The organism is Natronorubrum sediminis (assembly GCF_900108095.1).
In the GTDB taxonomy this organism is placed as follows: Archaea; Halobacteriota; Halobacteria; order Halobacteriales; family Natrialbaceae; genus Natronorubrum; species Natronorubrum sediminis.
In genome coordinates this window covers 675,463-697,940 of record NZ_FNWL01000001.1, presented here as the reverse complement: position 1 = coordinate 697,940, position 22,478 = coordinate 675,463, and the positions used below count along the sequence as shown (strand labels likewise).

Below are 22,478 nucleotides of genomic sequence, written 5' to 3'. Positions count from 1 at the left end.
TCCGGACGTTCGCGCGCCAGATCCGCTACGTTTGCGTGCCAGACGCCAACAACAATCGTTCGACGTTGAGCAGCGGCGTCGCCTCGAGAACGACTTCCCGGGGCGTCTCTGTGTCAGCGGCGACCGACGACTGCGCCGATTCGTTCGAGTGCTCCGTCGACTCGAGTTCGAACGACTCGCCGTCGCTTTCTCGAGTGTCGCCGTCGATCCGATCCTGCATCGTTGACAGTGACGTGTCACTGGAGTCGGCGGGTAGATCGAGTGGATTCGCGGTGTCGGTACCCGTTGGCCTCGAGGCACGGATCGATTGCGTCGAGGGTGAGCGTTCCTGTTCGATGAGCGCATCGACGAGTGGGTGTGCCAACGAGTCGCCCGAAAACGGTCGGTCTTCGACGGTCGATTTGTCGTGTACCTTGCTCACACCGATCGATTCGACGCCGATCACGTCGTCGACTCGAATGGCTGCTGATTGCTGATCGGTCGGTCGATCCAACACGAGCAATCGCTCGCGTCCGTTTCGCTCGTCGGCTTCGATGTCCGGAAAGTGAACGTGCGGGTCGACGACCGCAGTAATCTCTCCGCGAAGGTCCATCAGGCCCTCGATCGGTTTGGGAGAACGCGGGACGCGTGTCACGTCCTCGGGAACGTCTGCAAGTGTCTGTACCGCGTCAATCGGCAACGCAAAACGGTGTTCGCCCAGTCCGACGAAGAGGAACTGTTCGCGCTCCTCTTGGTCGACCGGGCTGGCGCCTTCGCCGTTTCGACCACCGTCGGACGCGTCGTCGATGTCGATTCCGAGGAGTCGTTCGGAGAGGTCCGGAGTCATGTTCTTGCTCGTCAATCACATTCCATCAATAAAACATTGACTCCACCGACACGCCACGACCGCGCCACACCGCCCGTGACACAGCGGGTTCGACGCCTCGAAACCTAAACACTTTATTCCAGTGGAGAAAACGATCAGAACAGCATGCCGTCGTCGCCACCTCCCGACGATACCAACGAACGTGTTACCGTTCTCACCTTCGACCTCACAGACGACCGATACTGCGTCGATGCCGATACCGTCGCCTCGGTCTTCGGCGTCTCCGACGACGAGGCGCTCGCCGACGCGTCAGATCCGTGGAACGCCGGGTCCGTCACGGTTGACGGGACGCACGTCCAGGTCGTCGACCTCCCTAGAGCCTTTTCCTCGGCTGCCAGAACGACGTCCCGCGTCGACGAGCCAAAACTCATCGTCTTCGCCCCGAGCGACGATACCGAGCGTACCCACGGGTGGCTCGTCGACGAGGTCGACGTCACGAAACGGGTCCAACCGGCCGACCTCGAGGCGACACAAACGGGAACAGGACTCGCCCACGTCAAAGGACGGATCGAAATCGGTGACGAGGACGTAATCTGGCTCGACGAACGCGCGATCCACGAGTAGTTCGGTAGTTCATCATCAGACGCCGACCACTTCGCTTTCTCGGACGGTTGGGACAAAAGAACGATTTCGCGCGAGGAGAGGCGTTAGCGCATTCCCGGCGGCGGGCCGTCGTTATCGTCGTCGTCGATATCGATGTCAAGTCCGAGTTCCTCGCGTTGCTCTTTGAGCCGTTTGACCTTTCGGTAGTAGTAGGCGATACCGATTCCGCCGATGACGCTGACGACCGTGACGAGACCGAGGAATATCGGGATGTCACGTGTCTGGTAGTACTGCAGCGCCAGCGTGCTATCTACCTCCTCCCAGGTCAGGTGTTCCTGATCGTCGACGACGTCGCGTTCGTAGCCCCCCGGCGTGACCTCTCCGAAGAGGAACGCAGAGCTACGATATCCCGGCGGCAGGGTTACTTCGTAGGAGCCCTCGACGTACGCCGGGAGATCGAACGTGTGCCGTCCGGCGTCGCCGGTGAACGCGAGCGTTCCGTTTTCGTCTGGCAACGTCACGACGGTGTGTTCTTGACCCTGATCGACCTCGAGTTCCGAGCCCGTTATTTCGGTTCCGTCCGAATCCCAGTACCTGACGGCGCGAATATCGAGTGGTTCGTCGGCGTGGATATTCGACCGATACAATGCGATCTCCTCGCGCTCCTCGAGGTCGTAAACTGCGCGGAACTCGCCGCTACTGAACAGGCCGCCGCTTTCGATATCGATGGCGACGTCGGCGTCGCTGTCTCTGAGGTCGTCGTACTCCTGCTCTTGATCGAGTTCCTCGTCGGAGATGTCACCGAAGAACATCGAACATCCAGCGAGACCGACGAGCAAGCAAACCGCGATAACGCCGAGGACGAGCCGTCGATTCATATTATGGAACGACACAGCGGAGCTCCGCTGGGAGATACTCGCCGACGCTCGCTAACAGTCCGGGTGGGTCGGTCCCCTCGGTGCAGATGACGCTCTGCTCGAGCAAGCCGAGTCGCTCGACGGTGACGTAATCTTGCGCGTGGCCGGCGCGGTTGAGCGTCGCTCGAACTTCCGCTCGCGTGGCGCTGTTGACGTTGAGTCGGCCGTCGCCGCGCGTCCACTCGTAGAGTCGGTCCTGGGCTTCGTCGGCGAGTCGACTCGGAGACGCTCCATCGTCGCCTGCGTCGGATCCCTCACCACCGTAGACGAACTCGAGTGGCAGGTGCTGGACCAATCCGTAGCGTTCACGAATCTGTTCGGGCGATCCCGGGCCAAGTCCGAGTTCGTCCGCTGGAATACGCACGCCGTCACCCTGTCCGGCGTCGAGGACGAACCCGTCGTCGTCCCAGGACTCGAGCGTGCCGATGTAGGTTTCACCCACCTCGAGGTCGGGGACGATTTCGCCGAACTCCTCGCGGAGGACGTTTCTGGCGACGGTCGCGTCTTCACCTTCGACGGTCACGGACGGAAAGTCGTCGTGGCGGATGCCGATGTCGAACTCGACGTCGAGGTCGCCGACCTCGTTGGCGACGAGCGATCGCAGGGAATCGAGCGATCGTTCGCGGGCGTCGCCCTCGACGTAGAGTTTGGTTGCGAGTACGACCATCAGGCGTCCGCACCGTCGATGTTGAGTTCGTCCTCGAGCGCGTCGAGGCGGTCGTCCATCGAGGTGACGAGTCGGTCGTTGTCCATCGATTCGAGCGGCGAGCCACACTCGGGGCACTCGAAGCCAAAGTCCATCGCCTCGCCGAACTCGAAGCGGATGGAACAAATTTCACAGAGGTAGAACTCGTGTGTTCGCTCGTACTCGCGGCGATCCTCGAGGGCGTCGTAGAGGCGATACATCTCTTCCTCGAGATTCTCCGGGATGTTGTCGTACTGGAACGTCCAGAGGTAGGTGAGCCACCCCGAGTCCTCGTCTCGCAGTCGGCGATACGTCGCGAGGTCGTTTTCGTACAGGATAAACAGCGCCCGCCGCACGTCGTTCAACTCGAGATCCAGTTCCTCAGAGAGCTCCTCGTCGGTCACTTCCCCGTCTGGCGGCGCGGCCGCGACGGGCATTCCTTTGGGACCGACCAGCTCGTGTAGGTACTTTTGGATGACTGGATCCTCGAGCAGGTCCTCAAAAGCCATTACCCACCCGTAACGGCGTCTGGCCATTAAGTCTTGTGAGCGACGGCGCACAGGCCGGCGTTGCCCACGCTTCGTTGCCACGCTGGCCGAGCGTGTCCACCATCCGGTATGCTCCCCGTCCGCATCCGACCGCAGTCTTGCTATTCGGTGAGACGGTAGAGAGTAACATTCACGGTCGTCCGTCGCCGTTTTCGAGTCGATGACGACTGACGCCGACGGTGCTGTTCGAGGCAAATCTGCGTTCTCGACGCTTCATCGTCTCGAGTTCGACGTCCCGTGGCCGCCGAAACACGTCGCCGCCTACCTCCTCGACGGCCCCGAACCCATACTGATCGACGCCGGCCGACAGACCGACGCCTCCGAAGCGACACTCGAGCGAAGCCTCGCCGAGTTCGACTACTCGCCTGCAGATATCGACCACGTGCTCGTGACGCACGCCCACAGCGATCACATCGGGCAGGTGCCGACGCTTTCCGACGCGGGGGCGACGATCCACGGTCCGGCGGCGTCGCTCGAGCGCCTCGAGCGAGACCCCGAGACGGTTCGCTCGACCGTTCGCGAGACGGCCCGGTCGACGGGTTACACCGGCGAGGATCTCGAGGAGATCGTCGACTCCGAAGTCGACTCCTTTCACCGGGATCGGCGGCTGCTCGACCCGGCGACAACGCAGCCGATCGAGCCCGAAACGTCGGTTTCGATCGGCACGCACGAGTTCCGTACGTTCGAGACGCCGGGACACGAGCAAAACCACCTGAGCTACGAGGTCGATCTCGAGGGGACGACGGCCCTATTCTCCGGCGACGCGCTTATCGAACCGTTCCGCGCGGGGACGTTCCACGCCGGGATCGATCGCGGCGCGTACGAGGGCGTCGATCGCTACTACGACGCGATGGATCGGTTCCTCGAGACGAGCGCGACGCACGCGTTTCCGGGCCACGGGCCGACGTTCACGGACCCGAAACGCGTCGCGACGCGCACCCGTGAGCGACTCGACCGGTTGCTCGAGGAAACGCTCGCGGCGCTCGAACGAGTCGAACCCGCGACGCCCCTCGAGATCGCCGTGGAACGAGCGGGTAGCGTTCAGTATACGGCACCAGTAATGGACGCATTGGGGGCGCTCGGCACGCTCGAGAATCGGGGACTCGTCGCCTACGACTGCAAGGACGGCGCGCGAACCTATCGACGACGAGAATAACCGGCTGGCGATTCGCTCGGATCTGTGCGCAAACCAATCGGTGAGTCCCTCAGATCATCCGCGAGGGTATTCGAATTCGGTTACTCCATCGAATCGGCATCCGGCGTCTCTTCGTCGCCGCGGACGGTGCTCCAGACGCCCGCTGCCACAACGATGAGTAACGCGAGCATGAGGCCGTAAAACAGCCCCATCGCCACCGCCTCGAGCAACGGATGGCCGGTGACGAGCAAGATCCCGACGTTGAGGACGACGAGAAGGAGGCCGAGCATGTACCACTCGATCGGCGTTCTGGGCAGTGATCTCCCTGATCCCATACTCGACGTGTGGATGGCGTCACAGAAAAACCATCCTCATTCACGCGGGGCGAACGATCGTGTGACGGATGGTCGTGTATAGCGAACGGTCGCGTATGGCGACTCGAGCGAGTGGATCTGCGATCTGATGTGGGGTCCTGTTCGCTAATTTGGCCTTCAACGACGGCGTCGACTATCACTGGCGAGAACAACCTTTGCAAGATCGGGGTATACGGTCGGTGGAAAACGTATTCGATCGGCGGGTGCACGAGTCAAGTTAACAATCATTACCGATCACGCCGTGGCGTTCCAGTCGGTACCAGTCACAATCGTGAGCCGAAACTCTCGAGCGTCGACGGACGGCCTGCAATCAGGTTCGCACTCCTCGAACGATGAACTTCCTGGTGATTCTCCCTCGAAACGCGCGGATCAAAGTAAGAGAAGTGCAAACAGAAAGTAGATTGCAATGCTAAAGGCGTCCTGAAGCGCAGTGGCGAGCGGACCACTGCCGAGGGCCGGGTCCACATCTAACATAATGAATCCAATCGGGATGAGGGAGGCGAGAACGGTCGCGAGGGTACTCGAAACGAACAGCGACAGTCCGACGACGACACCGATCTGCGACGAGTTAGCGATAACCGACGCTCCAACGCCGCCGAGAATTCCGATCATGGTGCCGAGGACAATCCCGACGAGCAGTTCCTGATGAACGTAACTCCCATAATCGACGTCAGCGATCGCAAACGCCCTGATCGCGATGGCCTCTGACTGCGTTCCTACTGAATCGGCAATGTATGCGATAACGGGCGGGAAGAATGCGAGAGCGATCGTCTCTTCTATGGTCGCCTCGAATTGGCTCGAGATTAGGCTGAGGCACAATCCGGCTACCAGACCGAACAGAAGCCACGGTGCCCGGCTCCGGACAGCGATTCGAACGCGAGCGGACGAGTCGTCCAGCATCTGACGCCCGGTCTTTTGGACCCCTGCACGGAGGAGTATATCCTCAACGTGCGCCTTGTGCATCGTATCGATGATGGCCTGGGAGGTCACGGCACCGATGAGCCGCCCGTCGCTGTCGACGACCGGAATCTCGTCTCTATCCTCCGTTATGGCGAGAAGTATGGCGTGTTCCCGGTCAGTACTGGGGCGTAGCTGCGCACGTGGTATCTCCATCAACCGTGAGGCGGGGACGTCATCGGTTGATCGAAGAAGGGTAGTGATATCGAGACGACCAATGAGCGTCCCCTCCTCGAGGACGTAGATCGTATCCGCGCTTTCCCACGTCCGACCGACGAGTTGGTCGAGGACGGTTGCTCGAGTGTCCGCCGGCTGGCACGTGGGAACCGCCGTAGACGTGATGCTCCTGATCGGTCCGTCTATACTTCGTGACGCCATCTCCAAGGCACGTACAGGCCCAATACGGATAATACGGGTCGCTGCTCACTCCGAGGAGTGTTTGTCAGAAAATGTAATCAAACCGAGATTACCGCCTGGGTGGGGACGTCACCGATAACCCAGATATCCCGACGATACCCCACCGTCTAGACTAGGCGTCCAGACCGAGAACGATTGCTGAGATACCGATGAGGAACGCGTACCCGGGAATGACGTATCGCCACACCGCGTTCGGGACGATTCGCACGAGATACGGGGCGAAGATTGCTGCGAGGAATCCCCCGACGAATATCGACGGGAGAAGCAGCGGATCGATCGATACCCCGTGAATCGTAATCAAAAAGAACGTGATGACGCCGACCAACGAGACGATTCCTTCGGAGAGGGTCGTGATCGCCGTCGCACTCTTCTCGTAGACGCCCGAAAAGAGTTGTCCGAGAGTAATCACGGGCCCGTATCCTCCGCCGCCGATACCCTTATTCACTCCTGCCAGGACGGCAAAGCCGACCAACAGCTTTGGCCGGTACGTGAGACTCGGGCCAATTTTCGCACGAACGAGTCCGCTCGCGCCCATGAGGACGACGACGCCTCCCACGTACATTTTGATGAGGTTCGTATTGAGCTCGACTGCTGCGTAGACGAGCACGATTGAGGTGAATACGGCGACCGAACCGACGGTCGCAAACAGCGCGACTAACTTGGTTGCGTCGTTGCTTGGGTCCAGTTCGAAGTGTACGTTATCGAACTCGTTGTGGACGAATCCGGCAACGAGTCCCGTCAACATCTCTGAAAGCAGGAGAATTGGAACGACCTGCAGCGGTTCGTAGCCGAGAATGAATAAAAGCGGGGCTAGCGCCGTTCCGAACCCCATTCCAGCCGACGAATCGAGCCCCTCGAAGACGAAGGCAATAACGACTACGATGGGGATTATCTGGAACTCAGCCCGACCAGCGGTCCGGGCGACGGTCGCGTAGATTGCCAGGAGAACGCCGAGGTACAACGCGCAAACCAACGCGAGCCGTTTCAGTGTGTTACGGGAAAGCCGAACCCGTTCGAACGCAGTCCGCTCTCGATCGAGTTGCTCCGCTCGAGAGCCGATGTTTCGACGGTCCGGGCGTTCGTCGGTCGAGTTCGGTGTCATGTCTACTCGAAATAGGTGAGAGAGGCAGTCTGAAGGCGGAGCAACGATTGGGACCCGCAAACAGCTACGAGACGTACTCTCCGTGCCACCCGCAGATCTAATAAAATCCCACCCAGAGATCGTAATGAGCCTCTCCCATGGATCCACCCACCACTGGCGATCGCCAACCGCTGGGTCCGAGGACCCACAAGTTATTTTGCCGGCGGTCGTAGTCTCCGGTAATGCAATTCGTCGAAGAGATCGTCGTCGACGAGTTTCTCCCGACGGTCCGATCGCTACTCGCCGGGGAACTCCGCGAACGCGGACTCACACAGAGCGACGTCGCTGACGTGCTCGGGATCAGCCAGAGTGCCGTCTCGAAGTACGCCCACGGCGACGTGGCGACCAACGACCGCATCGCCAACGACGAGCGCGTCGAGATGCTGGTCGGGGAACTCGCCGACGGACTGGCCGCGGGCGACACGACTCGCGTTCAGGCGCTCATCGAAATCGAAGTGCTCATCCGCGAACTCGAGGCCGGCGGCGATCTCCTCGCCCAACTCCACGAGGAAGCCGTCCCCGACCTCGCGGACCACGGCTCGAGTTTCCGCATTCACGACCCCGAGAGCGAACTCAGAACGGGCGAACGCGTGCTCTCGTCGCTCCGGCGGGGCCTTCGTATTCTCGAGAACTCGAGTGGCTTCACGAGCCTCATTCCCGCAGTCGGTTCGAACCTGGTCGCGTGTGTTCCCGACGCGACAGATATCGACGACGTGGCCGGCGTCCCCGGACGCATCTTCGACGTGAAGGGCCGAACCACGGTGCCCGCCGAACCGGAGTTCGGCGTCTCCGAGCACGTCGCAAACGTGGTTCTTGCGGCGCGAGCGCACGGCTCAGAGGCGACGGCGGCGATCAACATCGCGTACGACTCGGACACGCTCGCCGATCTAACCGAAGAAGGTCACGCAACCGCCGAGTTCGACGAAACGGACGACATCGCCTCGAGCGTCGGCGCGGTGATCGAGGACGACGACGACGTGACGGTACTGTACCAGACCGGCGGGATGGGAATCGAGCCGCTGATTTACATCCTCGGCTCCGACGCGGAGTCGGTTGCGGACACGGTTCGATCCCTGATCTAACATGTCGTCAGTTCGCTCGACACTCTCGCGGATGGAAACCGAGACGGCCCAGGAGTTTTACGGCCGCTGGGCTGGCCTCTACGACCTCATCGCCCGACGAACGCCCGGAATCCCCGCGCTGCGACGACGGGCCGCCGCGGCCTGCCAACTCGAGCCCGGCGACACCGTCGTCGAGATGGGCTGTGGCACGGGAGCGAACCTGCCGTACCTCCGCGAGCAAGTCGGCCACCACGGCACGGTGGTCGGTGTCGACTTTACGGGGCCTGTCCTCGAGCGAGCGCGCGAGTTGACGAGTGAGTACGACAACGTTCACGTCGTTCGCGGCGATGCGACCCAGCCACCGTTCGCACCGGAAGTCGACGATACGGCTGTCGACGCCGTCCTCGCAACGTTCGTCGTCGGCATGCTCGACGATCCTGGGGCCGCCGTCGACGACTGGTGTGACCTCGTCGGTCCCGACGGGAACGTCGTCCTCGCGAACGCCGCGCGAAGCCAGGAGTGGTACGCGCTGCCGGTCAACGCCGTCTTTCGAGCCATCGTGATCCTCTCGACGCCGCCGACGACGAAGTTTCGCTACGAGAACGAGCCACACCTTCACTTGGACGCCAAAATCGACGCCGCTCACGAGCACTTGCGAACGCGTTCGGCAGCTATCGTAGACGAAACGCACGTTTTCGGTGTCGTCAGGCTCACTGGCGCGCGACTCGAGTGAAGAGCAAAACCAGTTCGGCAGAAGGGGAGTCGGTACTTACGCTGGTGGTGCCAACCCGTCGAACTCGCTGATGCGAGTCACGATGTCGTCCGGCAGTGGTTCAGGTCTGCCGGTCTCGGCGTCGGTGTTGACTATCGTGGTCTCGGCCGTCGCGGCGACGCCGTCGTCGGTCAGAATTTCGTACTCCATCATGCAACTGCTCTTACCGAGGTCTGTCACGGCGAGTTCGACGACTGGCTCGTCGTCGAGGGTTACCGGCCGCTTGTAGTCGATTTCGAGGTTGGCGATGACGAATGCAGCCTCTTGTTGACGGACGCCGAGCACCTCCTCGATGTAGTCGATGCGGGCGGCTTCGATGTAGCTCGCGTAGACGGCGTGATTGACGTGATCGTGGGGGTCGAGGTCGCGAAACCGAACGGGGACCTCGGTGGTGAACTTCTCACTCATTGTGTGTTGTCGAAGACGACTGAAATAAAAGAGGGCTCCGGTTCGGGCAGTCGTTTCGATCCGAAAATCGCGTGGCTGGACGGCCTCGAGTGTGAAGCTGTGTCCGCTGAGGCGTCCCGCTCAGGAGTCGCCGTACACCCGGTCGTGGTTCGGACAGAACAACGGCTCGCGCAACTGCGCGTCGATCAACTCCTCGTGGTAGTGGGCGTTGAAGAGGCGACACGCTTCTCGCTCGCAAAACGCTTCGCCGGTCTCGAGGTAGTGATACGCCTGTAACACGTACCCCTTTAGCGCATCCGTCGTCCGCGGGTCGTCCTCGATCAGGAACTCGCCGTCGACCTGGTTCTCGAGGACCTCCCGCGGTGGCGTATCACCCGAAAGGAGAGCGTGACGTTGTTGTTCCTTGTAGTACGATTCTGGCTTCGCGGGGGCCTCGTAGAGTCCCGGCACGGAGACCAGTGCGGGCTGGCCGAGGACGTTCACGCGCTTGTGCCAGCGCCCGTCGTGGCTCCCCCAGGTTCCGATCGCCCGGTCGAGAATCGGCACGTGCAGCGTCTCGAGGCCGCGCTCGTCGATGGGCAGTGTTGCGTTGAGCGCGCGCTGAATTTGGATGCCGTCGTAGAGCACGCCGCCCTCGCGTTCGGGGTCCTCGAGGGCGCGCTCTTCGTACCGAATCGTTCCCAGCAACGTGTTGCCCGTCTCTCTGTTGTGTGGAGAACGGACTCGAGCCTGGGCGAATTGTTCGGCGAGGTCGTCGTTTCTATGGACGTCGAGAAATCGGTCGCGGACGGTCACTGACCCCTCGATTCGGCCCGCGAGCCACTCGCCGAGTTCGTCCGTCTCCACGACCGTCGACGGTGCCCGATAGAGGATGACGCTATCGACCATGTACTACCTAGTCGTACCACTCGGTGAAACGTTTGCGGTCGCCGTTTCCCGTCACTGCACGACAACTGCGGATATCGTCTGCCTGGGACAGGTGAGGTTCAAGAATCGACGAACGATGGACCCTCGACGACTTCGGTTTCGGCCTCGCGCCAGGAGTGGGTCGGTTCCCACCCCAGTTCGTCCCGGGCTTTGGCCGTCGAAAACGCCGACTGCTCGCCCTCGAGTGCACACTCTTCAGGAAGGTCGCCGAAAACCTCCTCGATGGTCGCTGCGGTCGGCCTGCCGAGGCCGTTCTCCGCGGCCGCCGCGAGGTACTGCTCGTGGCCGTCGATATCGGCCTCGAGCGCGGCGTCGACGATCGAGACGACGTCGCGAATATCCACGTACGACCAGAAACAGCCGCTTCGCTCGGCCGTCTCGGGATCGAACGGCGTCCACGCCGCTCTCGCTCGGTACTCACCCGGGTACTGCACCCACGTCGGCCGGATCGAAGCGACCGAGACATCGTGTTTCCGGACCGTCTTCGCCGCGAGTTCCTCGCCGACGAGTTTCGACGCCCCGTAGTCGTCTTCCGGCCGTTTCGGGTGCGCCTCGTCGATCGGGAGGTAATCGGGGACGAACGGCTTCGCGGCGAAGGGCATCCCGTAGAGGCTCTCGCTCGAGGTCCAGACCACGTCCGCGCCGGTCCGACCCGCGGCTTCGAAGACGTGGTGGGTACTCGAGACGTTCGTTGCGAAGGTCTCGGTGCCGGTCGTGACACCCATTCGCGGAACGCCCGCAGTGTGGACCACCGCATCCGGGTCGGCCGACAGGACGGCGTCCCAGGCCTGCCCCTGCTCGGTGAGGTCGGCCGCAAGGAACGTCGCGTTCTCGCGTTCTCGAGGCGGTTGCTCGAGGTCGACGCCGACGACATCGTGACCTGCCTCGGCGAAGTGATCGACGAGCCAACTCCCGACACCGCCGATTGCGCCGGTAACGACGAGGTTCATACCCGAAGGCTGCGTGCGAATCGCGAAAACGGTGTGGGTTTTCGCGTGTGCCGACTCCGGGCCATCGCCAACCGAGAGGCCGATATAATACATCTCATAACGGAGGGAAAATAATTAGGCGGCGCTCGGCGGTAGCTGTCGGTGAATGTCACACGATACTAACAGACGCGACCCGTCAGCGCCCAGTGAGGAACCCGAAACGAGCGACCGTCGCGGACTCGAGCAGACGGTGGCTCGCCGGAGCGTCCTCGCTGGAGTGAGTGGACTCGTCGCCGGTAGCGCTATGGTCGGAAGTGCAAGTGCATCCGACCACGGAAACGACGTGGCCTTGCCGGAAATGGAGGGACCGATCGACGGCGGAAGCCAGACCGGAAATCCCCAGACGGCAGCTGTCCACGACGTCGAGTCGTACGGGTACACCGAGGAAGAGTACTTCTTCTCGGGCACTGCGCGCAGCGATACCTACTTTGGTACCTTCGGCGGCCTCGCCGACGAAGACGAGTACCAAACTCGAGCGATCGTCTATCGACCGGAAGACGAGGCCGACTTCAACGGCCACTTGCTCGCGGACTGGAGCAACGTCTCGACGGGTATCGATATGCCAGTCACCTGGATAAATGCGTACGAGTATCTGATGCGGGAAGGGTACGCCGTTGCGGTCGTCTCTGCACAGGCGGTCGGTGTCGATACGTCGTCGCCGATCGGCGATCTCGGGTCTGGCGAGGGCGAAAATCTGGTCGCTTGGGATCCAGAACGCTACGGCGATCTCGAGCATCCCGGCGACGACTACGCACTGGACATCTTCTCACAGGTTGTCGAAGGACTGCGCACAGGGGGTGCGGACGACTCGAGTCTGGGCTCTACCGGTAGCAGCGACGATAGTGATCCGTTGGCGGGACTCGACGTCGAGTACGTCCTCGCGACGGGCCAGTCTCAGTCCGCGGGCTACATGGCGAGTCTCATCACCGACGTCCAAGAGGAGTACGGCAATATCGACGGCTACCTTCCGGCCGCCAGCGCCGTCACGGACTACCGAGACGACCTCGTGCCCGTCCTCTGGTTGAACACCGAGGACGAGGCCGAGGGACTGTTCGGTGATATTGGTGGTGGCGACCCGCCAGACGATTCCGGTCAGTTCAGGCTCTGGGAGGTGGCCGGCGCCTCCCACGTGAACTACTGGCTCTCCTCGTGGAACGCGGCGATGATCGCTCGCGACTTCGGTGGCGAGGACGCCGAGTGGGACGAAACCGCCGCGGGCGACTTCGGCACACTCGAGGACGGCGAGTACGGCGATTGCGGGGGCAACTACTTCCCGGCCCGCTACGCCTACAGCGCGGCGCTCGAGGCCCTTCGCACCTGGGTCGAAGACGACACCGAACCGGACGACGCGCCACGCATCGAACGCGAGGACGGATCCGTGGTGACCGACGAACACGGGAACGTACACGGGGGCGTCCGACTCCCGTCGATCGAGGTCCCCGTCGCCGAGTACGACGCTAGAAGCTGCGACCTCGAGGGCCAGACGATGCCCTTCGATGACGACACGCTCGAGGAGTTGTACGAGTCGAACGACGAGTACGTCGCGCAGTTCGAAGACGCGGTCGACGACGCCGTCGAGAGCGGCTACCTCTTAGGCAAGGACGCCGACGACCTCCTCGAGCGTGCACAAGATGCGGAACTCATCGACGATTCCGACGGGTACTGGTGGCAGTAGCGTCGGTGCGGAACAAAAGAGGCCGTCCACTCGGCGTTTCGCTCGCTACCGGTGAAAAACGAGACCTCAGGCGACGTTAGTCGTCTGCGGGGGCCGCACGCGAGGTCAGTTCGACGGGATCGGCGTCGACCTCGAGTTCGTCGAGGGCGACCTGGGCGGCGCGTTTGCCCGAAACGAGCATGGCACCGAAGGTCGGGCCCATGCGCGGGAGGCCGTAGGTCGTCGCAGTCGCCATTCCGGTCGCGATCAAGCCGTCGTGAACGAGACCGGTGTGCTCGACGACGGCGTCTTCGGACTTACCGACCCACATCGAGTCGTGACCGGGCGAGTCGTGGCCTGGTGCACCGTAGGTGTCCGAATCGGTCTGATCCATAACCTTCCCGCGCTCCTTTGCGTCCTGAATGCCGGGGACGTCGAGCACGCCGCGCTCGTCGAGTTTGGTGATCGCCATCGCGTCGTGCCCCGTCGCGTCGATGACGAGGTCGGCTTCGACGGCGATTGGATCGACGCAGGTGATCTCTCGAGGCAGCGCGTGGACCGGCGTCCAGTTCATGACGATTCCCGAGACACGGTGGTCCTCGCGGATGACGATGTCCGTGAACTCGGTCATGTTCTGCATCTTCGCGCCCGCGTCACAGGCGGCTTTGATGAGCCCCGAACAGGCCTCCGGTCCGTTCGCCACGTAGAGGTCTTCGCTGTCCTGGGATTCCTTGTAGGAGACCTCGAGTTCGTCGAGAACTTTCTGTGCAGGGTCGCGGACGGTGACCTTGTTCATCAGGAAGCCACCGAGCCAGAAGCCCCCGCCGAGATAGTTGTTCTTCTCGACGACCATCACTTTCACACCGCGCTCTGCCAGTTCCTTCGCGGCCGTCAGCCCCGACGGGCCGCCGCCGACGATGATCACGTCCGAATCCGAGAAGTCCATGAACTCCTCGGTCCACTCCTGTCCGATCGCGCGCGTTACGTCCGCTTCTCCGACGTCGCTGAACTGTTCGAATTCGCTCATACAACCAAGTGGTAGCACTCTGTGGTGAAAAGTCTATCGCGCCCTCGACGGAGTGTTCAGGCCGTTGTCAACACGTGCGAGAAATTCAGGTCCGAAATCGGGACGCTGGAGTTGACACCTCGGTAATCAGTTGGCGACCCGAACGCTGAAGGCTCGTCCACCACAATACTCGACAGATGCATCGTCGCGCGTTTCTCGCGTGTGCCGGCCTTATCCCCCTCTCGGGGTGCCTCGAGTACTTCGAGGACAACGGAGAGGAGATCACGGAGCCCGGAGACGTCGAAATCGTCTGGCACGACCTCGTGCGAGACGATCCCGGCACCGACGACGAACGCGTGGTGGTCTGGGGGGCCGCCAGAAACGTCGGCGACCGAGCGTTTTCGTACCTCGAGATTCGCGCCACGTTCTACGACGAGGACGGCGAGGAACTCGAGGCCGTCATCGAACACGTCGACGAGGACGTCTCCTCGGGCGACGAGTGGCCCTTCGAGATCGAATTCCCGCGGTTTGGAGAGGACGCCAGAGATGTGACGACATACGAACTCGAGCCGGCGATGGGCGTCTAATCGCCCGTCTCCGGTACGTGCAGTGACCGTTTCCGGCCGTGAATCGCCGGTGTGGGCGTTGCAAACGACGACTGCTCGAACTCGAGGAAGGACCTGATATGACAGATACCGATCCTGACGGGGATGGCGACACCGGGCGCGAGTCCAGCGGCGATGGCGAGGCTGGCGCCGAACAGGGCATCCACTCCGACACGGGATCGGGTTCGGAGGCTGACACAACGACGCCGGACGATCTCGAGTACGGCGGCTCAGATTCGCAAGAACGGACGTCCAGTACAACGGGAGACGACCACGACGAGGGCGTTTCGACGCTCGCAAAACAAGGCAGCATCACGTTCGTGGGGAACGTCATCAACGGCATTCTCGGGTTCGCCATCGTCATGCTGATGACTCGTTTCGTCAGCCCATCGGTGTACGGACTGTTCGTGCTGGCGACGTCCGTGATCCTCTTCATGCAGGTGTTCGCGAATCTCGGATTACCCCTGGCGATCGACTACTTCGTCCCGCAATACCTGGACAACGAGGAGTACGGCAAAGCCAAAGGCGTGATCGTGCAGGTGACGGCGACCGTGTTGGTGACCTCCTCGCTGGTCGCCTTCGCCCTGGCGATCAGCGCCTCCTACGTCGCCGAACTCTTTCAGGAACCGGCGATGAACGTCGCGTTGCTCTTGCTGTCCGTGACGATTCCGATGCTCGCGATCTACAACGTCCTCTTGACCTCCTACTACAGCATCAAAAAACTGCAGTACCGGGTCATTATGCGGGATCTCGTCCGCCCGATCGTTCGCTTCGTCGCCACTGCCGCGCTCTTGCTCGTCGGGTACGGACTGCTCGGCCTGATCGCCGGCTACGTCGTCGGCCTGTTCATCGCGATCACGGTCGGCGCCGCCGTCTTCACGTACAAAGCCTGGGGCCTGCTCACCGCCGAACTCGAGCTCGTCGCCCCGGCACCACTCGTCAAGTACTCCGTGCCGCTGGCGATGACGAGCGTCGTCTTCGTGTTGATGGGCCACGTCGATTACTTCGTCCTGGGATTCTTCCTCGACTCGGAGGACGTCGGTATCTACCGCGTCGGTTACATGCTCGGATCGGGGCTCATGATTATCTTCAACTCGCTGTCGCCCGTGTTCAAGCCCCTGATCGCGGAGACTCGAGACGACATCGACTTAGTCGAGCAACGGTTCCGGATCATGGTTCGCTGGATCGCCGGCATCACGCTCCCCGTCACCATCGTCCTCTCCCTCGGCGCGAGTTCCTACCTCGCGGTGCTCTACACGCCACAGTACGCGGAGGCAACCGTCGTCGTCGCCTTGCTGGCCGGTGCGTTCTTGTTCAACGTCACGTTCGGCGGCCCGGACGGCTCGTTGCTTCAGGGGCTTGGATACGCGCGGATCGTCTTCGCCAACACGCTCGTCCTCTTCGGGGCGAACCTCATCGTCTCGTTCACGCTCGTCCCCTTCTTCGGGATGGAAGGCGCGGCGATCGGGTCGGCGACGGCACTCATCCTTGTGGGCTGTCTCACCCTCGGTGAAATCTACTACTTAGACGGCATTCACCCCTTCACCCGTGATTTCGCGAAGATCGTCGGTGCCGGTTTCCCCGCAGCCATCGCCGGTGCTCCGGTCGTCTACTTCCTCGAGTCCGACCTCGTTATCATCGTCGCGTTACCGATCGTCGTCATCGGAACGTATCTGGCCGCGCTCGTCGCGATGGACGCCTTCACCGACGCGGACGCCCAGATGGCCGCGGAGTTCAGTCCCACCCTCCGGAAGTGGCTGCCGACGAAGTAGGCCGTAATCGGTGCCGACGAAACACGCCCCAGAGACGCATTCGATCGTCGTCGGTCCCGACGCGTACTGGGAGACCAGCGCGATGGTCGCCGCGAGGATTTCCATCGCCGTCGAGATGAGCATCCACGACAGCGGGAACTGCAGGGAGGCGGCGTCGACGGTCTCGCTGCTGACGCGGCCGACACAGCACATATCGCGAGGTGGTAGTGCGTCTGAAGCAGAGTATCGAGGACCAGCAGCCACGCGAGGTGCAACAGCTTCGGGGGAATCGCCCCCGTCGTCACGTCGACGCGTTTACGCTCGGGTTCGGACTCGGTCTCGGCCAGCGTCGACTCTCGTCTGCGCCTCGTCCGGCGACGGCAAACGCACTCGCCTCCGGGACCGCGTTGCCGTTACCGATGGGACGACGGCGCGCGATTCACGCTGGAATCGATACCGCGGGAACGATCGCGCCGCGGTATCGGTGTGAGTCCGAGGACAATCGAACGACGGTGGCGGTATCGGTGACCCGAGCGGGCGAGTCACCTCATCGCGACTCGAGTGCGGACCGATTCCCGACGGGGACACGGCCGGTTGGGTCCGGGAAGACGAACCGGGTACCTTGCAAGCGTGATGTGACGCTCTCATCGTCGTGACTTTTATCTGCCGTAATATATTCTCGACGGTTGAGTCAGAAACAAACAGATATCTATCATGCACCACCACTGAGGTGTGTGAACAGGCGACGATATCTCACCGGTCTGGGTGCCGTGACGCTCGGCAGCGTCCTGGCGGGCTGTTCGGCCTCCCAGAGCGAGGACGACGGTGATGCCGAGAACCGCACCGACACCGATAACGACGGCGAGAAGCACGGCGACTCGAGCGTCGTCCCGGAGGGCATCGAGCGAATCGAAGAAACGTTCTACCGACAGCTCGAGCATGAAATCCACCACGGGGCACAGCTTGCGGTCTACAAGGAGGGCGAACTGGTGGTCGATCTCGCGGGCGGCGTCACCGGCCCCGAGGGCGGTGAAACGGAGCGTGACACGCGCCACATCCTCTTCTCGACGACGAAACCGTACACTGCGGGTTGCGTGCACCGACTCGTCGACCGGAGCGACGTCGCGTACGACGACGCGGTCGTCGATCACTGGCCCGCGTTCGCCGACGGCGATTCGGGCAAGGAGGAGATCACGATCCGGCAGGTCTTGACCCACCAGTCGGGACTGCCCGCGATCCCCTCGATCGACGACGACTACTCGGTCTGGAACGAGCCCGACGAGAAGGAGCGACGGGTCGAGCAGGCGGAGCTCATCCACCCACCGGGAGCGGCCGTTCAGTATCACCTGCTCAGCTACGGCTGGATTCTCGGCGGACTCGTCCGACAGGTGACCGGGAAGCGCCTCGATCAGTTCGCAAAGGCGGAGCTGTTCGCCCCCCTTGGCATGGACGACACGAGTATCGGTCTCGGGAAGGACGAGGACACGGCTGTCGCGACACTCGTCGGGTTCGACCCCTACGATCAGATCGAGGACCCGAGCGAGGAGGACGCGGCGTACAACGCCGAGGTCGCGGCGTCGTTCAACAGCGAGCAGGTTCAGTCCGGCGTCGTCGGCGGCGCGAACGGGATCGGCACCGCGCGTGATCTCGCCCGGTTCTACCAGTGTCTGCTCGCAGACGGCGAAGACGTCTTCAGCGCCGACATCGTCGACGAGTGGACGAGCGTGCAGGTCGAGGAAGCGGACGAGGACGGCGGCTACTCGCGATGGGGGCTGGGCGTCTCCTTCGGCGGCGCGCCGATGGATAGCTACGGCGTCACAGCGCCGCAGACGACCTACGGCCATGGCGGCCTCGGCAGCATCATAAGCTGGGCCGACCCGGTGCACGACCTCGCGTTCGCCTACGTGACCAACGGGATCCGCGACGGCTACGAACACGGCGAACGCGCCTCGACGATGGCCGATACCGTGCGACACGAACTCTGGTGAAGGATCCGGCCCCGACTCGCCCTCGAGTCAGAGTCCCAGTCCGGCTCCGTATCGCACTCGTCGGCCGTGTGTGGACGACCGTGGGTCGACCCGCCACGAACGTGGTATCGACACACCCACCTCACGCACGCGCGGCGCACTCGAGCGTGCGCCAACGCACGCACACCCGCGCTATCGCTCGGTTTTCGGCGAAAGGGTTATCAAATTCTCAGTCGTAGCGCTCGCCAATGGAGCGCACTCGTCATCACGTTCTGGGAGTGAGCGATCACGGAGGTGATCTCTCGTGGAGTTAATCATCACCGAGAAGAACAATGCCGCGAGACGGATCGCTGATATTCTGAGCGGTGGCACGTACGACTCGAGTCGGACGAACGGCGTCAACGTCTACGAGTGGGGTGGCAAACGCTGCGTCGGCCTCTCGGGGCACGTCGTCGGCGTCGACTTCCCTTCAGAGTACTCAGACTGGCGAGACGTCGAACCCGTCGAACTGATCGACGCGGACGTCGAGAAGACGGCGACGAAGGAAAACATCGTCGCGACGCTTCGCATCCTCTCCCGGAAGGCCGAACGAGTAACGATCGCGACGGACTACGACCGCGAGGGTGAACTCATCGGAAAGGAAGCCTACGATATCGTCCGCAACGTAGACGACGACGTCCCGATTCAGCGCGTACGGTTCTCCTCGATTACCGAAAACGAGGTCACGAGCGCGTTCGACGAACCGGACGAACTCGACTTCGACCTCGCGGCCGCCGGCGAAGCCCGACAGATCATCGACCTCATCTGGGGCGCCGCGTTGACCCGGTTTCTCTCACTGTCTTCGGGCCAACTCGGGAACGACTTCATCTCCGTCGGACGCGTTCAGTCGCCGACGCTCAAGTTGATCGTCGACCGAGAGCGTGAGATCGAAGCCTTCGATCCAGAGACCTACTGGGAGCTGTTCGCCGACCTCGAGAAGGACGGTGAAGCCACGTTCGACGCCCAGTACTTCTACCGCGACGAAGACGACAACGAAGCCGAACGCGTCTGGGAGGAAGCCGTCGCGAGCGAAGTCTTCGAAACCCTCAGCGAGCGCGACAGCGCCACGGTCGTCGACGTCAACCGGCGAACGCGCACGGACACGCCCCCAACGCCGTTCAACACCACGCAGTTCATCCGCGCGGCGAGTGCGATCGGTTACTCGGCCAAGCGAGCGATGTCGATCGCCGAGGACCTCTACACCGCGGGTTACATCACCTATCCACGGACGGACAACACCGTCTACCCCGACGACCTCGACCCCGAGGAGTTGCTCGACGACTTCGTCGGCCATCCGACGCTCGGTGACTCCGCGGAGAGCCTCCTCGAGTCGGACGACGATATCGTCCCGACCGAGGGTGACGAGGAGACGACCGACCACCCGCCAATCCATCCGACGGGTGAGATCCCTTCGCGTGGCGGCGACGTGAGCGACGACGAGTGGGAAATCTTCGAACTCGTCGTTCGCCGATTCTACGCGACGGTCGCCGAGGCAGCCATCTGGGAACACCTCAAGGTCGTCACCGAAGTCGACGACTACCGCATGAAGTCCAACGGGAAACGTCTCGTCGAAGCGGGCTACCACGACGTCTACCCGTACTTCAACACCAGCGAGAACTTCGTCCCGGACGTCGACGAGGGCGAAGAACTCGCGCTAGCCGACGTTGACCTCGAGGAAAAAGAGACCCAGCCACCGCGTCGATACGGCCAGTCGCGGCTCATCGAGACGATGGAATCGCTGGGGATCGGGACGAAGTCGACTCGCCACGACATCCTCGAGAAACTCTACGACCGAGGCTACGTCGAGAGCGATCCTCCACGTCCGACTCGGCTCGCGATGGCCGTCGTCACGGCCGCCGAGGACTACGCAGACCGCGTCGTCAGCGAGGACATGACGGCCCAACTCGAGGCGGACATGGACGCCATCGCGAACGGCGACGCTACCCTGGACGACGTCACCGACGAGTCCCGCGAGATGTTGGAGGAAATCTTCGCGAACCTCGCGGACTCGCGCGACGAGATCGGCGACCAGTTGCGAAAATCGCTCAAAGACGACAAACGACTCGGGCCGTGTCCCGAGTGCGGCGAGGATCTGCTCGTTCGACGCAGTCGCCACGGCTCGTACTTCGTCGGCTGTGACGGCTATCCCGACTGTGAGAACACGCTGCCCCTGCCCTCGACGGGTAAGCCGCTCATCCTCGAAAGCGAGTGCGAGGATCACGGTCTGAACGAGGTGAAGATGCTCGCCGGCCGCCAAACGTTCGTCCACGGCTGTCCGCTCTGCAAGGCCGAAGACGCCGGCGAAGGGCCGGTACTCGGCGAGTGTCCGGAGTGTGGCAGCGACGAAGGCGGCGAACTCGCCGTCAAAACGCTCCAGAGTGGCTCGAGACTCGTGGGCTGTACGCGCTATCCGGATTGTGAGTACTCGCTACCGTTGCCACGCCGAGGCGAGATCGAAGTCACCGAGGAACGCTGTGAAGAACACGACCTCCCCGAACTGCTCGTCCACAGCGGCGACGACCCCTGGGAGCTTGGCTGTCCGATCTGTAACTATCAGGAGTTCCAGGCCCGAGAGAGCGACAGCGGTTCCGAACTCGAGTCCATCGAGGGCGTCGGTGCGAAGACGGTCGAAAAACTCGAGACCGCCGGGATCGAGAGCCTCGCGGATCTGACCGAGGCCGATCCCGATACGGTCGCCGAAGACGTCGACGGCGTCAGTGCTGATCGCGTCCGATCCTGGCAAGCGAAGGCGTAAGCGAGGCGCTTGTCGAAGCCGCTTCCCGAATTCTATCTTTCCGAGTCGGACTAATCATAATTGGAGACTGTATCGAAACGACTATGTCATATTTTGCCGTAGCATGGTGGCAGACGATGACCAATTGCTCGAGTCGAGTGTTGTTAGGGATACTCGACGAGCGCGGGGCGGTCGAAACGACGGCGTTAGCGTCCGCCGTCGATGCCCACCCGATGACGGTGGCCACGAAGTGTCACGAACTGCAGGCGGCCGGCCACGTTCGGCAGGTTTCGGGCGGCGTGTATTCGATTACGGACACCGGAGAGAAACACCTCGCGACGCTTTCCGAGCACTGATCGACACCGTCGTCAGCTGGCTATTTACGCGTCGAGGTGGCTCGGACGGTAGATGAGTGCAACGTCGTAATCGATATCCTCGAAACCGATGATGTCGTCCTCCGAGAGGTCCTCTGCATCCCACTCTTCCATAAACTCCTGTGCGTCGTCTTCGGCTTCGAACACGCGCGGATCGATTCCCATCGGATCGTTTGCTTCGTCTTCATCGGTAATTACGACGAAATACGCCTCGGTGGCGTCGATGAGGTCGCCCGTCTCGTGGTCGATCGTCCACGCACCTTCGACCTCGGCGTCTGCGGAGTTATTGACGTGGTACGCCAGCATGCACCCCGGCGAATCGAAGGCCGCGCCCTGACCGTCGTCGTGTGCGATCTGGCTCTGCAAATCGGGGTAGTCCGTCGGCGTCATCGAACAGACCGGACAGCTCTGGTCGTCGCTAAAGTCGACCGGCTCGCCGCCCGGATGTTCCATATTCGGTTCGAATTCGTCGTCTTCCTCGTCCTCGTCGTCTTCGTCGTCGTCGCCACCGCTACAGCCCGCGAGTCCGACGAGTGCACTCGAGCCGAGCACGCCGAGGAGGTGTCGTCGGTCGAGCGATCGGTCGCCGTGGTCTACCATACCCGAGGG

At 62.2% G+C, this 22,478-nt stretch carries 23 protein-coding genes and 1 pseudogene; 11 read left to right on the top strand and 13 right to left on the bottom strand.

Annotated elements, in window-relative coordinates:
* Positions 1-25: 25 nt before the first annotated feature.
* The gene (locus BLW62_RS03430) at positions 26-826 is read right to left on the bottom strand and encodes a chemotaxis protein CheW (protein ID WP_090505183.1); all 801 of its coding nucleotides are present in this window, start codon (positions 824-826) and stop codon (positions 26-28) included.
* A 144-nt stretch (positions 827-970) separates the two neighbouring features.
* Here BLW62_RS03430 and BLW62_RS03425 point away from each other — a divergent pair, with 144 nt between their 5' ends.
* Entirely contained in the window at positions 971-1,429 is a 459-nt protein-coding gene (locus tag BLW62_RS03425; RefSeq protein ID WP_090505180.1) for a chemotaxis protein CheW, read from the top strand.
* 83 nt (positions 1,430-1,512) lie between these two features.
* On the opposite strand, the gene BLW62_RS03420 is transcribed toward BLW62_RS03425, so the two are convergent.
* The 3 genes from BLW62_RS03420 to BLW62_RS03410 are packed head-to-tail and all read right to left on the bottom strand — an operon-like array spanning position 1,513 to position 3,519.
* Complete coding sequence (locus BLW62_RS03420) at positions 1,513-2,286, bottom strand: DUF5803 family protein (protein WP_090505177.1); 774 nt, start codon at positions 2,284-2,286, stop codon at positions 1,513-1,515.
* A gap of 1 nt (position 2,287) precedes the next feature.
* On the bottom strand, positions 2,288-2,992 hold the full coding sequence (locus BLW62_RS03415) for a DUF2110 family protein (protein WP_090505174.1): 705 nt from the start codon (positions 2,990-2,992) through the stop codon (positions 2,288-2,290).
* Positions 2,992-3,519, bottom strand: coding sequence for a transcription factor (locus BLW62_RS03410; RefSeq protein ID WP_090505171.1), 528 nt, complete (start codon positions 3,517-3,519; stop codon positions 2,992-2,994). The genes BLW62_RS03415 and BLW62_RS03410 overlap by 1 nt, the downstream gene beginning before the upstream one ends.
* 199 nt (positions 3,520-3,718) lie before the next feature.
* Here BLW62_RS03410 and BLW62_RS03405 point away from each other — a divergent pair, with 199 nt between their 5' ends.
* Entirely contained in the window at positions 3,719-4,714 is a 996-nt protein-coding gene (locus BLW62_RS03405; protein ID WP_090505168.1) for an MBL fold metallo-hydrolase, read from the top strand.
* An 80-nt stretch (positions 4,715-4,794) separates the two neighbouring features.
* Here BLW62_RS03405 and BLW62_RS03400 read toward each other — a convergent pair whose 3' ends face one another.
* The 3 genes from BLW62_RS03400 to BLW62_RS03390 form a co-directional block, all read right to left on the bottom strand.
* Complete coding sequence (locus BLW62_RS03400) at positions 4,795-5,028, bottom strand: hypothetical protein (RefSeq protein ID WP_090505165.1); 234 nt, start codon at positions 5,026-5,028, stop codon at positions 4,795-4,797.
* A 408-nt stretch (positions 5,029-5,436) separates the two neighbouring features.
* A complete protein-coding gene (locus tag BLW62_RS03395; protein WP_090505163.1) occupies positions 5,437-6,402 on the bottom strand; it encodes a magnesium transporter in 966 nt (321 codons plus the stop codon).
* A gap of 151 nt (positions 6,403-6,553) precedes the next feature.
* Entirely contained in the window at positions 6,554-7,543 is a 990-nt protein-coding gene (locus BLW62_RS03390) for a TSUP family transporter (RefSeq protein WP_090505160.1), read from the bottom strand.
* A gap of 221 nt (positions 7,544-7,764) precedes the next feature.
* On the opposite strand from BLW62_RS03390, the gene BLW62_RS03385 reads away from it, so the two are divergent.
* On the top strand, positions 7,765-8,664 hold the full coding sequence (locus BLW62_RS03385) for a thiamine-phosphate synthase family protein (protein WP_090505158.1): 900 nt from the start codon (positions 7,765-7,767) through the stop codon (positions 8,662-8,664).
* Position 8,665: 1 nt separating this feature from the next.
* Positions 8,666-9,376: a class I SAM-dependent methyltransferase gene (locus tag BLW62_RS03380; RefSeq protein ID WP_090505155.1), complete on the top strand. Its 711-nt coding sequence runs from the start codon at positions 8,666-8,668 to the stop codon at positions 9,374-9,376.
* Positions 9,377-9,412: 36 nt separating this feature from the next.
* On the opposite strand, the gene BLW62_RS03375 is transcribed toward BLW62_RS03380, so the two are convergent.
* The 3 genes from BLW62_RS03375 to BLW62_RS03365 all read right to left on the bottom strand — a co-directional run bounded on the left by BLW62_RS03375 (position 9,413) and on the right by BLW62_RS03365 (position 11,700).
* A complete protein-coding gene (locus BLW62_RS03375) occupies positions 9,413-9,823 on the bottom strand; it encodes an acyl-CoA thioesterase (protein WP_090505151.1) in 411 nt (136 codons plus the stop codon).
* Positions 9,824-9,943: 120 nt separating this feature from the next.
* Complete coding sequence (locus BLW62_RS03370) at positions 9,944-10,711, bottom strand: DUF7001 family protein (RefSeq protein ID WP_090505148.1); 768 nt, start codon at positions 10,709-10,711, stop codon at positions 9,944-9,946.
* 98 nt (positions 10,712-10,809) lie between these two features.
* Positions 10,810-11,700 carry an NAD-dependent epimerase/dehydratase family protein gene (locus BLW62_RS03365; protein WP_090506402.1) on the bottom strand — a complete coding sequence of 297 codons (891 nt, stop codon included), beginning with the start codon at positions 11,698-11,700 and terminating at the stop codon, positions 10,810-10,812.
* 145 nt (positions 11,701-11,845) lie between these two features.
* Here BLW62_RS03365 and BLW62_RS03360 point away from each other — a divergent pair, with 145 nt between their 5' ends.
* Entirely contained in the window at positions 11,846-13,414 is a 1,569-nt protein-coding gene (locus tag BLW62_RS03360; RefSeq protein WP_090505145.1) for an alpha/beta hydrolase domain-containing protein, read from the top strand.
* Positions 13,415-13,490: 76 nt separating this feature from the next.
* Here the strand turns inward: BLW62_RS03360 and BLW62_RS03355 are convergent, their stop codons facing one another.
* Positions 13,491-14,420: a sulfide-dependent adenosine diphosphate thiazole synthase gene (locus tag BLW62_RS03355; protein ID WP_090505142.1), complete on the bottom strand. Its 930-nt coding sequence runs from the start codon at positions 14,418-14,420 to the stop codon at positions 13,491-13,493.
* 176 nt (positions 14,421-14,596) lie between these two features.
* Here BLW62_RS03355 and BLW62_RS03350 point away from each other — a divergent pair, with 176 nt between their 5' ends.
* Both BLW62_RS03350 and BLW62_RS03345 read left to right on the top strand, forming a co-directional pair.
* A complete protein-coding gene (locus BLW62_RS03350; protein WP_090505140.1) occupies positions 14,597-14,986 on the top strand; it encodes an FxLYD domain-containing protein in 390 nt (129 codons plus the stop codon).
* Between the two features lie 98 nt (positions 14,987-15,084).
* Positions 15,085-16,776, top strand: a complete 1,692-nt coding sequence (locus BLW62_RS03345) for a flippase (protein ID WP_245726658.1) — start codon at positions 15,085-15,087, stop codon at positions 16,774-16,776.
* A 37-nt stretch (positions 16,777-16,813) separates the two neighbouring features.
* Here BLW62_RS03345 and BLW62_RS18925 read toward each other — a convergent pair.
* Positions 16,814-17,102, bottom strand: a pseudogene (locus tag BLW62_RS18925) (MATE family efflux transporter); the annotation flags it as partial.
* Here BLW62_RS18925 and BLW62_RS18265 point away from each other — a divergent pair.
* The 4 genes from BLW62_RS18265 to BLW62_RS03325 all read left to right on the top strand — a co-directional run bounded on the left by BLW62_RS18265 (position 16,983) and on the right by BLW62_RS03325 (position 21,851).
* The gene (locus BLW62_RS18265; protein ID WP_139305370.1) at positions 16,983-17,411 is read left to right on the top strand and encodes a hypothetical protein; all 429 of its coding nucleotides are present in this window, start codon (positions 16,983-16,985) and stop codon (positions 17,409-17,411) included. The pseudogene BLW62_RS18925 and the gene BLW62_RS18265 overlap by 120 nt on opposite strands.
* 78 nt (positions 17,412-17,489) lie before the next feature.
* Positions 17,490-18,743: a serine hydrolase domain-containing protein gene (locus BLW62_RS03335; RefSeq protein ID WP_245726657.1), complete on the top strand. Its 1,254-nt coding sequence runs from the start codon at positions 17,490-17,492 to the stop codon at positions 18,741-18,743.
* 283 nt (positions 18,744-19,026) lie between these two features.
* Positions 19,027-21,516, top strand: coding sequence for a DNA topoisomerase I (locus BLW62_RS03330; protein ID WP_090505137.1), 2,490 nt, complete (start codon positions 19,027-19,029; stop codon positions 21,514-21,516).
* 116 nt (positions 21,517-21,632) lie between these two features.
* Positions 21,633-21,851, top strand: a complete 219-nt coding sequence (locus BLW62_RS03325; RefSeq protein WP_175459666.1) for a MarR family transcriptional regulator — start codon at positions 21,633-21,635, stop codon at positions 21,849-21,851.
* Between the two features lie 24 nt (positions 21,852-21,875).
* Here the strand turns inward: BLW62_RS03325 and BLW62_RS03320 are convergent, their stop codons facing one another.
* Positions 21,876-22,469, bottom strand: a complete 594-nt coding sequence (locus BLW62_RS03320; protein WP_090505134.1) for a nitrous oxide reductase accessory protein NosL — start codon at positions 22,467-22,469, stop codon at positions 21,876-21,878.
* Between the last annotated feature and the right edge of the window lie 9 nt (positions 22,470-22,478).

Excerpts from the sequence above, each read along its gene's own strand:
- BLW62_RS03430 (WP_090505183.1), bottom strand. The coding sequence starts at position 826 with ATGACTCCGGACCTCTCCGAACGACTCCTCGGAATCGACATCGACGAC.
- BLW62_RS03425 (WP_090505180.1), top strand. The coding sequence starts at position 971 with ATGCCGTCGTCGCCACCTCCCGACGATACCAACGAACGTGTTACCGTT.
- BLW62_RS03420 (WP_090505177.1), bottom strand. The coding sequence starts at position 2,286 with ATGAATCGACGGCTCGTCCTCGGCGTTATCGCGGTTTGCTTGCTCGTC.
- BLW62_RS03415 (WP_090505174.1), bottom strand. The coding sequence starts at position 2,992 with ATGGTCGTACTCGCAACCAAACTCTACGTCGAGGGCGACGCCCGCGAA.
- BLW62_RS03410 (WP_090505171.1), bottom strand. The coding sequence starts at position 3,519 with ATGGCTTTTGAGGACCTGCTCGAGGATCCAGTCATCCAAAAGTACCTA.
- BLW62_RS03405 (WP_090505168.1), top strand. The coding sequence starts at position 3,719 with ATGACGACTGACGCCGACGGTGCTGTTCGAGGCAAATCTGCGTTCTCG.
- BLW62_RS03400 (WP_090505165.1), bottom strand. The coding sequence starts at position 5,028 with ATGGGATCAGGGAGATCACTGCCCAGAACGCCGATCGAGTGGTACATG.
- BLW62_RS03395 (WP_090505163.1), bottom strand. The coding sequence starts at position 6,402 with ATGGCGTCACGAAGTATAGACGGACCGATCAGGAGCATCACGTCTACG.
- BLW62_RS03390 (WP_090505160.1), bottom strand. The coding sequence starts at position 7,543 with ATGACACCGAACTCGACCGACGAACGCCCGGACCGTCGAAACATCGGC.
- BLW62_RS03385 (WP_090505158.1), top strand. The coding sequence starts at position 7,765 with ATGCAATTCGTCGAAGAGATCGTCGTCGACGAGTTTCTCCCGACGGTC.
- BLW62_RS03380 (WP_090505155.1), top strand. The coding sequence starts at position 8,666 with ATGTCGTCAGTTCGCTCGACACTCTCGCGGATGGAAACCGAGACGGCC.
- BLW62_RS03375 (WP_090505151.1), bottom strand. The coding sequence starts at position 9,823 with ATGAGTGAGAAGTTCACCACCGAGGTCCCCGTTCGGTTTCGCGACCTC.
- BLW62_RS03370 (WP_090505148.1), bottom strand. The coding sequence starts at position 10,711 with ATGGTCGATAGCGTCATCCTCTATCGGGCACCGTCGACGGTCGTGGAG.
- BLW62_RS03365 (WP_090506402.1), bottom strand. The coding sequence starts at position 11,700 with ATGAACCTCGTCGTTACCGGCGCAATCGGCGGTGTCGGGAGTTGGCTC.
- BLW62_RS03360 (WP_090505145.1), top strand. The coding sequence starts at position 11,846 with ATGTCACACGATACTAACAGACGCGACCCGTCAGCGCCCAGTGAGGAA.
- BLW62_RS03355 (WP_090505142.1), bottom strand. The coding sequence starts at position 14,420 with ATGAGCGAATTCGAACAGTTCAGCGACGTCGGAGAAGCGGACGTAACG.
- BLW62_RS03350 (WP_090505140.1), top strand. The coding sequence starts at position 14,597 with ATGCATCGTCGCGCGTTTCTCGCGTGTGCCGGCCTTATCCCCCTCTCG.
- BLW62_RS03345 (WP_245726658.1), top strand. The coding sequence starts at position 15,085 with ATGACAGATACCGATCCTGACGGGGATGGCGACACCGGGCGCGAGTCC.
- BLW62_RS03325 (WP_175459666.1), top strand. The coding sequence starts at position 21,633 with ATGACCAATTGCTCGAGTCGAGTGTTGTTAGGGATACTCGACGAGCGC.
- BLW62_RS03320 (WP_090505134.1), bottom strand. The coding sequence starts at position 22,469 with ATGGTAGACCACGGCGACCGATCGCTCGACCGACGACACCTCCTCGGC.